The sequence below is a fragment of the Rhizobium phaseoli genome (assembly GCF_010668805.1).
Taxonomy (GTDB): domain Bacteria; phylum Pseudomonadota; class Alphaproteobacteria; order Rhizobiales; family Rhizobiaceae; genus Rhizobium; species Rhizobium phaseoli_A.
The window spans coordinates 357,275-370,463 of sequence record NZ_WUFT01000004.1 but is presented as its reverse complement, the minus strand read 5'-3'; the positions used below and the strand labels follow the sequence as shown (position 1 = coordinate 370,463).

Here is a 13,189-nt window from a genome sequence, read left to right as displayed (position 1 = left end):
ATCCTGATGGTGCCGACCGCAAGGCGCGCTCGCTGACCGAGGACGATTGCCTGATCGAGGTGGTCGAACCGGCCGGCTCCGACACCTTCGCCGTCACCAAGCTCGGCGGCAAATCCGTCGTCGCCCGTCTGCGCGCCGATGCCGGCATCGCTCCAGGACAGACAACACGCCTTGCCTTCAATCTCGACAAGGCTGTGTTCTTCGATCCTGAGAGCCAGGTGCGGATCGGGTGACGGCTATTAGAGCGTCGCGCGTCGGATAAGATGCGCGACGCTCTATCACTAAGAGTTTGCGGCCGCCGTCACGCTGAGCGTCACCGGCGCGAAACGCGAGGAGACCGCTTCGATGGTGATCTCGCCCACCATCCCGGTCGCCTCCAGCCAGAAACCGGCGGTGCCGCCCTGCAGCGGCACATTGGCCGGGCCGACGATCTTTGCGGGTCCATGCACCTTCAGCGAAATCGTGTCGTTCATGAAGGGCAGGCGCTGGCCGCACTGGTCCAGCGCGCGGATGATGACGCGGGTGCTGTCGCGTTCGCGGGCTCTCAGCGTCGAGCTGTCGGCGACGATTTCCAGCGTGGTCGGCAAGGGATCGGCCGCCAGCGTCAGGCTGGCCACCGGCTCGCCGGCGATATAGCCGGTCAAGGTGCCGTCGATCCATTCGAGACCCCAGGTGCCGAGTTCATCTGGGGTGAAGTGCCGATGATCGAGCACGACGGGCGGATGCGGCAGATGCGGATAATTCTCGCGGTCCGGACCGATGCGCTTGCTGAGCGCGCCATATTGCAGCTCCACCTCGTCGCAATTGGTCAGGATGATCAGCGGCAGCACGCCGCCGATATTGCGCTCGCCGCGCGCCCAGAAAGTCGCCGGCTTCATGACGATCTCTTCGGACGGGTCGCACTGGCTGATATAGGCATAGGCGGCGAATTTCGGCTCGCGGAACATGTCCATGACGCCGTGATAGCAGATGCGGTCGCCGGAGCCGAAATCCTTGTGGGTGTTGTAATCGAACATGCACCAGCCGATGGCGCCGGAGATATCGGGATCGCCATAGGCGGCGTTCAGGACCTCGAGGTGGCGGCGTACATGCTCGGCCTGTCGCTGCTCCTGGTCATAGATCTTCGTCGGGTGCATGTGGCCGTTGAACTCGGTGATGAGGTACGGCACCTTGCGGGACAGGCCTGTATTTTCCTCCTGGCCGCGCAATGCAGTGCGCGGGCGGTTGGCGCCCGGCAGTTCCTCGTTGCCGAGGATGAAGTCGTTCATGGTGTAGACGTCTTCGAGCAGCTCGCTCTCGGTGATATAACGGACGCCGCCGGTCTGGCGGGTGCTATCGAGTTCGCGGGCGAGCCGATTGGTCTCGGCGTAGAAATCGTGATTATCCTGCGATTCGTTGATGCGCACACCCCAGATGATGATCGAGGGATGGTTCCAGTCGCGCTCGATCATGCGGCGGACGTTCTCCATCGATTCCTTCTGCCAGTCGGCATCGCCGATATGCTGCCAGCCGGGGATCTCCTCGAAAACCAGCAGGCCGATCGCATCGCAGCGGTCGAGGAACCATTTCGACTGCGGATAATGCGAGGTGCGGACGATATTGCACTTCAGCACTGTCTTCATGATGTCGGCGTCGCGCTCCTGAGCGGACCGGCCGGCGGCATAACCGACATAGGGGAAGGATTGGTGGCGGTTGAGGCCGCGCAGCTTCAGCGGTTTGCCGTTGAGAAGGAAACCTTCCGGGGTGAATTCGGCGGTGCGGAAGCCGAAGCGGGTGGAGATACGGTCGGAGCCGTGCTCGGTCCTGAGTTCGACGGTGACCTCGTAGAGTGTGGGATCGGTAATGTCCCAGAGCGTGATGCCGGTGAGGCCGCCGAAGGAAAGCCTGGTGCGGTCGCCGATCGTTTCGGTTGCTGCGGTGGCGATCACCGTGCCGTCTGCCAGCTTCAGCGTGGCGGTGACGGTCGCCGAGAAGCTGCGCGCCTCGGGATTGGCGATATCGACGCGGATGGTTGCCGACTTCTCCGCGGCAAGAACGTCCGCGGTTTCGATCTTGAGATTGCGGATCGAGACGGGGTCGGTAACCTTCAGCCATACGTCGCGATAGATGCCGGCATAGGTGAGATAATCGATGCGGCCGCCGAACGGCGGAATGGCGGGGTTTTCGCTGCCGTCGATCTTCACCGTCACCAGGTTCTCGCCCTTGAGGAGCTTGCCGGTGAGGCGGGCCTCGAAGGGGGTGTAACCGTCCTTATGGGCGATGATCTCTTCGCCGTTGAGGTAGACGACGCTGTCGGCCATGGCGGCGTCGAAAACGAGCGAGACCTCGCGGCCCTCGAATTCAGGCAGCCAGCGCAGCACCTTCTGATAGGTGAAGGCGCGCTGATAGCTGGTCTCGTCGAAATAGTTGAAGGGCAGTTCGACGGCGGTATGGGGCAGACTGACCGACCTGGCGGCATCGAAGCTTTCGAGCAGACGCTGGCCAAAACCCTCGTGGAAACTCCAGCCTTCGTTGAAGGAAACGACGGACCGCATCTCAGGCTCTCCCGGTCATGGCATCGGAAGCGGTGCGGCGCCTTTCGGCGCGTGAAAATCGGGTCATCGGCTATTCCTCCGTGATGCAATAAGGTGCGAGCGCTCAAGCGTGTCGCATCGAATCTGATTTCATGACAGCGCTTTAGCTTTTTTCATGCCTGTCGTCATCCGCAACCGCTTCACGCTCGGCTACGAACATGCATCAGGCGGTCGAGCCCCAGCGCGCGGCGCAGGTGAGCGTGATGTTGTGCGGGCCTTCGATCTCGGCGTCATGGCGTTCGATCAATTCGACGACGGCATCGATGAAGGCGGTGTGGTCGAGGCTCAGCGTGGTGAGGTCATTGCAATCCCAGGCGGCCATGGCAATGCCATCCTGGCCGACGATGGCAATATCGTCCGGTGTGTTTCTGCCGAGCACGCGGCGGGCGGCATCACGTGCGCCGATCGCCATGACGTCGTTGCCGCAGATGATGGCGTCGACCTTGTCACGGTGCAGCAGCAGCACGGCTTCCTTGAAGCCGGAATCATAGGAATAGTCGCCAAAGGCCTGCGCCTCGAAGGCCAGGCCGCGCTTGGCCAGCGCATCGGCAAACCACTTGCGCCTGAGCTTGTCGATCCAGCTTGAATTGGTGCCGGCGAGGTAGGCGAAGCGCTTCTTGCCGTCGCGGACAATCTTGTCGATGATCTCGTCGGCGGCAGCAGAGCCATCGATGCGGATGCTGGAGACATTTTCGTTTTCGAGCGGCTCGAAGGAGACGATGATCGGCTTGGTCGTGTGGAAGATATCGACGGCGTCCTGCATCGACACCATGTCGGAGAAGACGACGACGTGATCGACCTGATAGGTGGAGGCGAGGCGCATCAGTTGCAGCCGGTCGGCGTGGTCGGCGCAACACAGGATGATCGGCAATAATTGCCGTGCCTGCAGGCGGTGGACGAGAAGCTGCTGTTCTTCGGCCTCGCACGGATTGCCGATCGCATTGACGACAAGGGCGACCAGGCGCGAGCGCTGGTTGTTCAGCGAGCGGGCGATCGCATTCGGCTGGTAGCCATGTTCACGAGCGACGGCAAGGATGCGGTCGCGGGTGGCGCTGCCGATGCGTGAATCCGGCGAGAAGGCGCGGGAAACGGTGGCGGAGGAGACGCCGGCGAGCTTTGCCAATTCCTTCGAGGTGATCCGCCGTCTGTTCATTCCGCTCATCTTCAGCGCCTATCCGGCGACGATCCTGACGGAAGCGCCGTCGGCCGCTGCCGATTCCTTGATTGCATCCCATAGCCTAGCGAATCTGAGGCCCATTTCGACGGAGCCGGAGTTTTCCATCTTTCCCTCGCGAATGGCGAGGAAATTCTTCATCGGATTGCCGAGAATCTCGGCCTCCTCGCGCGGCTCGGCGTTGCTGCCGACACTGATCTCGCGCCAGCCGCCCCAGGCGTCAATGTGCACGATCGCCTTCGAATAGAAGAAGGTGATGTAGGAAGCGCAGCCCGGAGGGCCTTCGCCGGCGGCGGTCAGTGTCGCCAGCGCGCCGTTCTTCAGCCGGGCGGAGACGGCGGTGGCGATATCCACCTGTCTGCCATGGTTGTGCATGTAGGCCGACACGCTGTCGAAATCCGAATTGGCCAGCAGGCAGACGGTGTTCATCATGTGGGCGCCGGTATCGAACATGAAGCCGCCGCCCGATATGGCAGGCTGCTGCTTCCAATGGCCGTGATAGTTGGACGACCAGCTTTCCCAGATCATGCCCGATATGGCGATCAGCGCGCCGAATTCCCCGGCGAGAGCCCGTCGGCGGGTGTCGAGCACCAGCGGCGACAGGCCGCCCTGGAAGGCGGTGACGATGGTGACGCCGCTTTTCCTCTGGGCGGCGATCAGCCTCTCGGCCTCGGCGACGGTCGTCACCATCGGTTTTTCCAGGAAGAGGTCGAGGCCGGCCTCGGCGACGGCGGTTGCCTGTTCGGAATGGAAGGCATGCGGGGTGGAGACGTAGACAATGTCGAGTTCATCGCGGCACTCGGCGAGCATCTGGCGATAGTCCTCGAAGTTCTTTGGCTCGGATGTGCCGGCGGCAAGGCAGACATCGATCAGGCGCTGACGCGAAGCCGCCGTGGTGTCGGCGAGCGCTGTAAATTCGATCTCCGGCATCCTCACCCAGCTCTCGGCATATTCCGCCGCTTTCAAGCCGGCACCGATGACGCCGAGGCGCAGTTTCTCAGACATAAAATTCCTCCTGAAACGAATTGTGCACACGATTACACAGGCAAAGCAATGGTGGCAAGGCTTATATAATACTGCAAAATCAATGAATTAATTTTTTCATTTGAATCATTTCAAAAACGTCTTGCGACTCAATAGAATGCGTATACATTTTCGCAATCGGTGCTGGAGGGCGCCGTGTGTCTGAAAGAGGGAGGATTTTTCGTTGAAGAAAACGGTTCTTGGTGGCCTGTGCGCCATTTTGCTCAGCGCGGTTTCGACACTGGCGCAGGCTGAAACAATCCGAATTGCCAATCATGGTCAGGCCGGCATCGATGCGATGAAATCGACGGTCGAGCGGATCGAAAAGAAATATGGAGTGACCGTCGAGGTCATCGAATATCCGGCGCCCGACAAGGACTACCTGACCAAGCTGCTGACGGAGCTCGGGGCCGGCAACGCGCCCGATCTGTTCTCCATACCGACGACGGCTGCCGTCGCCGACATGGTGGAGGCCGGCTACCTCACGCCTATCACCAAGGAGTTCAAGGCCTGGGAGGGCTATGCCAACCTCTATGACGTTGCCAAGGAGCTTGCCGTCAGCCCGGATGGCGAGACCTATGTGATGCCGTTCATGCTCGGCATTCAGGAAATCTATTATCGCAAGGACGTTCTCGAAAAGGCCGGCATCTCCACCGAGCAGCCGAAGACCTGGCAGGCGCTTCTCGACCGCGCCGCCGAGATCAAGCAGAAGACCGGTGCCTACGGCCTGCTCTTCCCGGCCGGCGTCTCCTGGGGGAGCGGCGCTTTCGACGAAGGCTTCCAGCACCTGCTCGTTGGTTCGAAGACGCCGCAGCTGGTCGATGCCGACGGCAAACTCGATCTGAACGGCGAAGGCATCAAGGATGTCTTCGACGTCTACAAGCAGCTGATCGACAAGGATCTGATGCCGACGCAGCCGCTGCTCGGGCCGGAGCCCTGGGTCGTGCCGAAGTACCAGATGTTCCCGGCCGGCAAGCTCGCCGCGACCACCTGCGGCTCCTGGTGCTATATTTTCGACTGGGGCCGCGAAAGCAAGAACCCGATCCCCGAGGTGACGAAGGTTGTGGGAACCTGGACGGTTCCGGGCCAGAGCAGCGGTCAGTATGTGCTCGCCAATCTCGCCGCGCCGTGGGCCGTCAATTCCAAGTCGGCCAATACCGAACTGGCAATCAAGGCGCTGATGGAGATCGGCTCGATCGAGACGCAGGTTTCCTATGCCGCCCGCATCGGCAACATTCCGGCCAGCAAGGATGCGGCCAAGAATGCCGACTTCCAGAAGCTGACGGAACTGGTTCCGATCCATGCAGCGGCCGGAAACGGTGTCTTCCTGAAGCAGGCCTCCGGTTTCGGTACCGTCTCGGAAGGTGTCGCGCGCGCCACCGAAGCACTGCTGCGCAAGGAAACCGATGCTGCCGGCGCCCAGAAGATCCTGGTCGACTATGTCAAGGAAACGCTCGGCGACGACATGGTCAAATAAGCGGGCCTTTTACCTCGGGAGCGAGGACGCGGTCTCATCGCCCTCGTCCTCCCGCGTTCATTCGATAGACCGGTTCATACGACAAGGCCGGATTCACATGACAAGGTTTGTGAGCTTCCATGGCCCGAAACTCTCATGAAAGGCGCGCCGAGCGGCAATGGCTGCTGATCCTAATGCCGTCGCTGGTGCTGCTTCTGGCCTTCGTCATCTATCCGGCCATCTATTCCATCTATCTGAGCTTCACCAATGAAGCGTTGACCGGTGCGGCGGCACTTCGGCCTCGCTTCGTCGGGCTCCGCAACTATACCAGGCTGTTCAACGACGCGAAATTCTGGAACTCCCTGTTCGTCACATTCGTCTTCGTCATCGGTTCCGCCGTGGTCGGCCAGTTTGCGCTCGGCCTTATTTCGGCAATCGCGTTGCGCCGGCCGATCCGTTTCCGGCGGGTGTTCTCGTCGATCATCCTGCTGCCGAATGCCGCTCCCGAAGTGGTCGCCGGCTTCATGTGGATCTCGATGCTGGCGGGCGGCGACAATGCCACGCTCAGCCGCATCGTCAGCGCCTTCGGCATCACGCCGGCCGACTGGCTGCAGGTCTTCCCGCTGTCGATGATCATCATCGTCAACACCTGGCGCGGCATCGCCACGGCAATGATCCTGCTGACCGCGGGCCTCAGCACCATTCCGGCGGAAATCTACGAGGCGGCGCGCATGGACGGCGCCACGCCGTCGCAGATGTTTCGCCGTATCACCCTGCCGCTGATGATGCCGACCATCCTGCTCTACATGCTGATCTCGGCGGTTTCCACTATTGCCGTCTTCGGCCTCGTCTACGCGCTGACGCGCGGCGGACCCGGAGGCGCCACCGAGGTCGTCAGCATTTACATCTACAACCAGTCCTTCACGTCGTTCCAGCTCGGATATGGCGCCGCGGTCGCGGTCGTTGCGCTCGTCATCTCGCTGGTTCTCGGCATCGCCTATGTCCGGGCGATGAAGGTGGAGGTCTGACATGGCCGTCGTTTCCCCAAGCGAGACCGCCAACAAGGGGCGCTCCGATCTCATCGCCTATGCGACGCTGTCGCTGATCTCGATCTTCTGCGCCGTGCCTTTCTTCTGGGTGCTGCTCGCCTCGCTCGACGGCAATGCGCAGCTCTTCCTGCATTGGCCGCAGCAATGGACCCTCGCCAACTATGTCAGAGTCTTCACCAAGGAGGACGGGGCGAAGTGGCTGTTCAACTCGCTCTTCGTGGTTGGCAGCGCTACGCTGCTCGTCATGGTGCTTTCCGGGCTCGGCGGTTATGCGCTGTCGCGCACCCGGGCGTGGTGGAAGCTGCCGTTCCTCTACGCGATCCTGCTCATCCGCGTGCTGCCGCCGACGGCGCTCGTCGTGCCGCTCTATAAATTCCTGCTGACGTTGAACAATGCCGAAGCGGCAGTGCTGAGGCCGATCTTCGGCAGTTATGCCCGCGACATCATGCGCTGGACCGGCTTCATCGACGGCTATCTCGGCCTGATCCTGGTGCTGGCGACGATGCAATTGCCGCTGGCGCTCTGGATCATGAAGACTTTCTTCGACGGCTTGCCGCGGGATTATGAGGAGGCGGCGCTGATGGACGGGGCAACACTGATCCAGCGCATCCGCCGGGTGCTGATCCCGCTGGCGCTGCCGGGGCTGGCTGCGGCCGGGCTGTTTGCTTTCATGTCGGCCTGGGGCGATTTTCTGCTGCCGCTGATCTTCCTGTCGTCACCGGAGCTGCAGACGCTGCCGCTCGGTCTCTTCCGCGCCTTTCTGCGTATCAACGAGATCGACTACGGCCTGCTGACGGCGCTGGCATTCATCTACCTGCTGCCTGCCGTCATCGCCTTCGGCTTTGCCCGGCGCTTCCTCGTCCAGACATTTTCGGGCGGCGTGAAGGGCTGAGATCCAGAAAGAGAAATCGATGATCAATCTCAGAAACGTTCGCAAATTCTACGGCGCGCTCGAGGTCATCAAGGGCGTCGACATCACCGTGGAGGACGGGGAATTCGCCGTCTTCGTCGGCCCGTCCGGCTGCGGCAAGTCGACGCTGCTGCGGATGATTGCCGGCCTCGAAGGCATTGACGAGGGCGACCTCATCCTTAACGGCAGGCGCATCAACGACGTGCCGCCCGACAAGCGCGGTATCGCCATGGTGTTCCAGTCCTATGCGCTCTATCCGCATATGAGCGTTGCCGAAAATATCGGCTTCTCGCTCAGCCTGAAGAAGGTGCCGGAGGCTGAGATCCGCCGGCAGGTGGAAGGCGTCGCCGAGATCCTGCAACTCACCGACTATCTCGACCGCCGCCCGGCCGCCCTTTCCGGCGGCCAGCGCCAGCGCGTGGCGATCGGCCGCGCTATCATCAAGAAACCGGCATTGATCCTGTTCGACGAGCCGCTCTCGAACCTCGATTCGGCGCTGCGCGTGCAGATGCGCGCCGAGCTGCAACGGCTGCACCGCGAGCTGAAAGCAACCGTCGTCTACGTCACCCACGACCAGGTGGAGGCGATGACGATGGCCGACCGCATCGTCGTGCTGAACAAGGGCCTGGTGGCACAGGAGGGCGCGCCGATGTCACTTTACCATCAGCCGCAGAATGAATTCGTCGCCACCTTCATCGGCTCGCCGAAGATGAACGTCATCCCGGTCACCGCGACGCGGGCCTCTGCGGGTGCGCTGCATCTCGACAGTCCGATCGGGCTGTCGCTCGATTTTGCCGATGCCAATGGCGCGGTGCCGCAGGGCGAGGCCAAGCTCGGCATCCGGCCGGAGCATCTGAAGATCGTGCCGGAAGGGCAGGGCCATTTCACGGCCGAAGTGGTCATCGTCGAGCGGCTGGGTGTCGAGACCTACATGACCGTCGGCTCGCCGCAGCAGCCGATCGTCGTGCGTGCCGAGGGCGATATCGCGGTGCGGCCGGGCGACCACGTGTCGCTGACCGCCGATCCTGCCGCCTGCCATCTGTTCGATTCCGCCGGCCGGGTGATCCGTCCGGCAACCGCCTGACCGCAAACATCGAGGAATGCCATGACAATCAAGGTCACCATCTGGAACGAGGGACGCCACGAGCAGCTCCATAAGGAGGTTCAGGACATCTATCCCGATCGTATCGACGGCGCGATTGCCGCCGGCATCGCCCATCCGGATTTCGAAATCCGCCGCGGCACACTCGACGATCCCGATGAAGGCCTGCCGGACAGCGTGCTCGCTGATACCGACGTGCTGCTCTGGTGGGGGCATATGGCGCATGAGGAGGTCAGCGACGGGCTGATCGAACGCGTGCAGCAGCGTGTGCTGAAGGGCATGGGCCTGCTGGTGCTGCATTCCGGCCATCATTCCAAGCTCTTCCGCCGGCTGATGGGCACCAATGCCAATCTTTCCTGGCGCGAGACGCCGGATGGCGACCTGGAGCGCGTCTGGGTGGTCAATCCCTCACATCCGATCGCCGAGGGACTGCCGCCCTATTTCGAGGTCAATGCCTCAGAAATGTATGGCGAGCCTTTCGACATTCCGCAGCCGGATGAACTGGTGTTCATCTCCTGGTATTCCGGCGGCGAGGTTTTTCGCAGCGGCTGCACCTTCCAGCGCGGGCGTGGACGCATCTTCTTCTTCAGCCCCGGCCACGAGACCTATCCGATCTATCACGACAAGATCGTGCACAAGGTGATCTCGAACGGAATCCGCTGGGCGCGGCAGAAACATAGGGACGGCCGTATCCTGGAGAACTGGCACCGCGCCGAGCCGCTGCATGGCAGGCCGGATGCCGTGAAGGGCTGATCCTTACGGATATTGGGCGCCGTTGGTCTTCGTATAGATCGAATAGACCGAGCGCGTCGCGGTGATGAAGAGCCGGTTTTTCTTGGGGCCGCCGAAGGTGAGATTGGACACCGTCTGCGGCACCCTGATCTTGCCGAGCAGGGCCCCGTCGGGGGAAAAGCAATGCACGCCGTCGCCGGCACTCGTCCAGAGATTGCCGCTGACATCGAAGCGGAAACCGTCAGGGTTGCCGACGTCGAGGCTGCAGAAATAGCGGCTGTTAGCGAGCTTCCTGCCGTCGACGACGTCGAAAACTCTTATATGGCGCGGCACGTCATGTTTCGCCGAGCCGGAATCGGCAATGTAGAGCTTCGTCTCGTCGGGCGAGAAGGCAAGGCCGTTCGGCTGGATGAAGTCCTCGACGACGGCCTCGATCGCGCCGTTTGCCGGGTCGATCCGGTAGACGTTGCGGGTCGGCTGCTCGGGCTCGGCTTTGTGGCCCTCGTAGTCCGAGAGGATGCCGTAGGTCGGGTCGGTGAACCAGACGCCGCCATCGGAATGCACGACGACGTCGTTCGGTGAGTTCAGCCGCTTGCCCTTGTAGCTGTCGGCAAGGACGGTGATGCTGCCGTCCGTCTCGGTGCGGGTGACGCGGCGGCCGCCATGTTCGCAGGAGATCAGCCGGCCCTGCCGGTCGCGGGTATTGCCGTTGACGTAGTTGGAGGGCGAGCGGAAGACCGAGACCGTGCCATCCGGCGTCCAGCGCATCATGCGTTCGTTCGGAATATCGCTCCAGAGAAGGCAGTTGAGGTCGGAAAACCAGACGGGGCCTTCCGTCCAGCGGCCGCCGGAATAGAGCTCGTCGAGTGCGGCGCTGCCGATGACCAGGGCGCTAAAACGTTCATCGCGGATGTCATAAAGCGGATTGTCGGCCACGCCAGTTTCTCCCTGAATGCTGCCGCATCTTCCTAGCGGCAAATCCTGAGAGGTGCCAGAGCCCGGCTTGGGGAAATGCCGGGCTCATGACTGATCAGAGAGCCGCCACCGGATGCGGCGAGCCGTCGTAAGCGCCCCAGATCGACTGATCGAAGCAGATGACCGAGCCGGTCATCAGGCCGGATTCGGACGATGACAGGTAGGCGCAGGCGCGCGCCACTTCATGCGGGTCGACGAGGCGGCCGAAGGGTTGGCTTGCCGCCGCCTTCTCCAGCCAGTCGGCGGGCGCATCGTGATACTCACGCTGGATCCGATCCTCGCCTTCGGAAGCCATCCAGCCGATGTTGAGGCCGTTGACGCGGATGCGGTTGCGCAGCAGCGCATAGGCGGTGTTCTTCGTCAGCGTTTCCAACGCCCCCTTGGAGGCGCAATAGGCAGCGATGAAGGGCTGGCCGGCTTTTGCCGACATCGAGCCGATGTTGACGATGGTGCCCTCGGTCTTTTCGCGGCGCATGACCTTCACCGTTTCCTGCATCAGGAAGAACGGTGCGCGCACGTTGACGGCGAAGATGGCGTCGAAGAGTTCAGGGCTGGTGTCGAGGATGGTGCCGCGATCGGTGATGGCGGCGGCATTGACCAGCGCGTCTACCCGGCCGAAGGCCTCGTCGCAGGCATGCACGACATTGTTGGCGTCCTCGACCTTGCCGAGGTCGGCCCTGACGTAGACGACCTTCACGCCGGTTGCGGCAGAGATTTCCGCGGCCTTCGCCCTGCCCTTGGCTTCGTTGCGGCCGCAGATAACGATGCCCTCAGCACCGCGTTCGGCGAAGAGACGGGCGATGGTCGTGCCCAATCCTTGCGTGCCGCCGGTGACGATAGCGATCTTGCCGTCGAGGCGGCCGTGATCCGTGCTCATGTGGTTCCTCCCTGGTGATGATATGCCAATGGCGCTCCGCGGGTGCGGAAGGCCTTTTCGATTTGGGCAGTCTGGTTCGCCTCCGGCGGTCAGCTCAATTTTTTCTCAGCCTGCTCGGCAAGCGCCGCCGTAAACGCTTCGTCGCTCCAGCCTTCCTTCAATGCCTCGTGCATCAACTGCGCCTGCGTTTTCGGCGCCAGGCCGCCGAGCGGCGGGTCTCGGTCGAGATTGGTCGGGAAGGAATAACCTTCGGCGCAGGCGGAAACTGCGTTGGCGATTTCATCCGATGAGAGCTTGCCCCGCAAGCGCTTCAGGGCGGGAAAGAGCGTGGCGCTCATTTTTTCACGATTGACCGTTTCCATCGCCCGGCCGAAGGCGGAGGAGACCTGCAACAGGTTGGCGACGCGCTTGATATCGGCCGAGCGGTTGGTGCCGGCGGCGTGGAAGAGGGCGGGATTGAAGAAGACGACGTCGCCTTTTTCGAGCGGCAGCTGGATGTGGTTGGCCTCGAAATAATCCCGGAACTCCTGACGCTTGAGCGCGAGATAACCCGGCACATAGGTCTGGCTGTGTGGCAGGAAGAGCGTCGGGCCGCTTTCGAGCGGCATATCGCAATGGGCGACAGCGCCCTGCAGCGTCAGCACCGGCGAAAGCCGGTGCACATGCGCCGGAAACTGCTCGATCACCGCAGACGATTGGAAGCCGAGATGGTAGTCGCGATGGGCCGACTGCGCCGCGCCGCCCGGATTGACCCGGTTGACCTGCGCCGTCATCTGATAGCTCGGGCCGAGCCAGGCTTGGCTTGCCAGTGCGACGATGGCATTGCCGTAATATTGGGCGAAATTCGCAGGATCGGCGAGGCAATGTTTCTCCAGCGAATTCCAGATGCGATCGTTGGCGCCGGGTTTGGCGAAGTGATCGCCGCCGCCGGTCGAGGTTCGGTGCTGCTCCTCGATGATCTGATCGAAGACCGCGCTGGCGCGGTCGATAATGCCGGTATCCTCGTACGCATGCTTGAAGACGGCGACGCCGGGACCGTCGCCGAAGGCCTCTGAGATTTCGGCCAGCACGGCGCGCCGGCCCTCCGGCGTTGCGGCCGCCGCCGTCACCTTGCGGCTGTCATAGATCAGCACGTTTTTTTCGACAGCAGAAGCCGTGGGGTAATCGGCAAGTGCGGTGGTCTGTTCCGCCAGGCGGCGAAAATCCTCGAGATCGCAGCTGTCTTCGCTGAGCCAGACACGGTCGGCGCGCAATTTCTGCTGATTGTTGGTTTTCATGATGGCTCCTCCTCTTTCGATGAAGGCACTATACGCCGCGA

General features: G+C 62.1%; 11 protein-coding genes and 1 pseudogene. 6 read left to right on the top strand and 6 right to left on the bottom strand.

Annotation, left to right across the window (positions count from 1 at the left end):
- A pseudogene (locus GR197_RS08845) lies at positions 1–233 on the top strand (sugar ABC transporter ATP-binding protein); the annotation flags it as partial.
- Positions 234–281: 48 nt separating this feature from the next.
- Here the strand turns inward: GR197_RS08845 and GR197_RS08840 are convergent.
- The 3 genes from GR197_RS08840 to GR197_RS08830 all read right to left on the bottom strand — a co-directional run bounded on the left by GR197_RS08840 (position 282) and on the right by GR197_RS08830 (position 4,752).
- A complete protein-coding gene (locus GR197_RS08840) occupies positions 282–2,534 on the bottom strand; it encodes a glycoside hydrolase family 2 protein (RefSeq protein WP_164008557.1) in 2,253 nt (750 codons plus the stop codon).
- A gap of 202 nt (positions 2,535–2,736) precedes the next feature.
- The gene (locus GR197_RS08835) at positions 2,737–3,735 is read right to left on the bottom strand and encodes a LacI family DNA-binding transcriptional regulator (RefSeq protein WP_164008555.1); all 999 of its coding nucleotides are present in this window, start codon (positions 3,733–3,735) and stop codon (positions 2,737–2,739) included.
- A 9-nt stretch (positions 3,736–3,744) separates the two neighbouring features.
- Positions 3,745–4,752 (bottom strand): Gfo/Idh/MocA family protein, encoded by a 1,008-nt coding sequence (locus tag GR197_RS08830; RefSeq protein ID WP_164008553.1) that lies wholly within the window; start codon positions 4,750–4,752, stop codon positions 3,745–3,747.
- 202 nt (positions 4,753–4,954) lie between these two features.
- On the opposite strand from GR197_RS08830, the gene GR197_RS08825 reads away from it, so the two are divergent.
- The 5 genes from GR197_RS08825 (at position 4,955) to GR197_RS08805 (ending at position 10,040) form a co-directional block, all read left to right on the top strand.
- Positions 4,955–6,247 (top strand): ABC transporter substrate-binding protein, encoded by a 1,293-nt coding sequence (locus tag GR197_RS08825; protein WP_164008551.1) that lies wholly within the window; start codon positions 4,955–4,957, stop codon positions 6,245–6,247.
- Positions 6,248–6,366: 119 nt separating this feature from the next.
- Positions 6,367–7,254, top strand: coding sequence for a carbohydrate ABC transporter permease (locus tag GR197_RS08820; RefSeq protein ID WP_164008549.1), 888 nt, complete (start codon positions 6,367–6,369; stop codon positions 7,252–7,254).
- Between the two features lies 1 nt (position 7,255).
- Positions 7,256–8,167, top strand: a complete 912-nt coding sequence (locus GR197_RS08815) for a carbohydrate ABC transporter permease (protein ID WP_164008547.1) — start codon at positions 7,256–7,258, stop codon at positions 8,165–8,167.
- Between the two features lie 19 nt (positions 8,168–8,186).
- Complete coding sequence (locus tag GR197_RS08810; protein ID WP_164008545.1) at positions 8,187–9,269, top strand: ABC transporter ATP-binding protein; 1,083 nt, start codon at positions 8,187–8,189, stop codon at positions 9,267–9,269.
- 21 nt (positions 9,270–9,290) lie between these two features.
- Positions 9,291–10,040 carry a ThuA domain-containing protein gene (locus tag GR197_RS08805; protein ID WP_164008543.1) on the top strand — a complete coding sequence of 250 codons (750 nt, stop codon included), beginning with the start codon at positions 9,291–9,293 and terminating at the stop codon, positions 10,038–10,040.
- A 3-nt stretch (positions 10,041–10,043) separates the two neighbouring features.
- Here GR197_RS08805 and GR197_RS08800 read toward each other — a convergent pair whose 3' ends face one another.
- The 3 genes from GR197_RS08800 to GR197_RS08790 form a co-directional block, all read right to left on the bottom strand.
- Positions 10,044–10,955, bottom strand: coding sequence for an SMP-30/gluconolactonase/LRE family protein (locus GR197_RS08800; protein WP_164008540.1), 912 nt, complete (start codon positions 10,953–10,955; stop codon positions 10,044–10,046).
- A 94-nt stretch (positions 10,956–11,049) separates the two neighbouring features.
- Positions 11,050–11,871, bottom strand: a complete 822-nt coding sequence (locus GR197_RS08795; protein WP_164008539.1) for an SDR family oxidoreductase — start codon at positions 11,869–11,871, stop codon at positions 11,050–11,052.
- Between the two features lie 89 nt (positions 11,872–11,960).
- Positions 11,961–13,148, bottom strand: a complete 1,188-nt coding sequence (locus GR197_RS08790; RefSeq protein ID WP_164008537.1) for a phytanoyl-CoA dioxygenase family protein — start codon at positions 13,146–13,148, stop codon at positions 11,961–11,963.
- Positions 13,149–13,189: the final 41 nt, after the last annotated feature.

What these genes read in the sequence shown, in the direction of transcription:
- GR197_RS08790 (WP_164008537.1), bottom strand. Translation starts at nt 13,148, where the DNA reads ATGAAAACCAACAATCAGCAGAAATTGCGCGCCGACCGTGTCTGGCTC.
- GR197_RS08840 (WP_164008557.1), bottom strand. Translation starts at nt 2,534, where the DNA reads ATGCGGTCCGTCGTTTCCTTCAACGAAGGCTGGAGTTTCCACGAGGGT.
- GR197_RS08810 (WP_164008545.1), top strand. Translation starts at nt 8,187, where the DNA reads ATGATCAATCTCAGAAACGTTCGCAAATTCTACGGCGCGCTCGAGGTC.
- GR197_RS08835 (WP_164008555.1), bottom strand. Translation starts at nt 3,735, where the DNA reads ATGAGCGGAATGAACAGACGGCGGATCACCTCGAAGGAATTGGCAAAG.
- GR197_RS08820 (WP_164008549.1), top strand. Translation starts at nt 6,367, where the DNA reads ATGGCCCGAAACTCTCATGAAAGGCGCGCCGAGCGGCAATGGCTGCTG.
- GR197_RS08815 (WP_164008547.1), top strand. Translation starts at nt 7,256, where the DNA reads ATGGCCGTCGTTTCCCCAAGCGAGACCGCCAACAAGGGGCGCTCCGAT.
- GR197_RS08795 (WP_164008539.1), bottom strand. Translation starts at nt 11,871, where the DNA reads ATGAGCACGGATCACGGCCGCCTCGACGGCAAGATCGCTATCGTCACC.
- GR197_RS08805 (WP_164008543.1), top strand. Translation starts at nt 9,291, where the DNA reads ATGACAATCAAGGTCACCATCTGGAACGAGGGACGCCACGAGCAGCTC.
- GR197_RS08830 (WP_164008553.1), bottom strand. Translation starts at nt 4,752, where the DNA reads ATGTCTGAGAAACTGCGCCTCGGCGTCATCGGTGCCGGCTTGAAAGCG.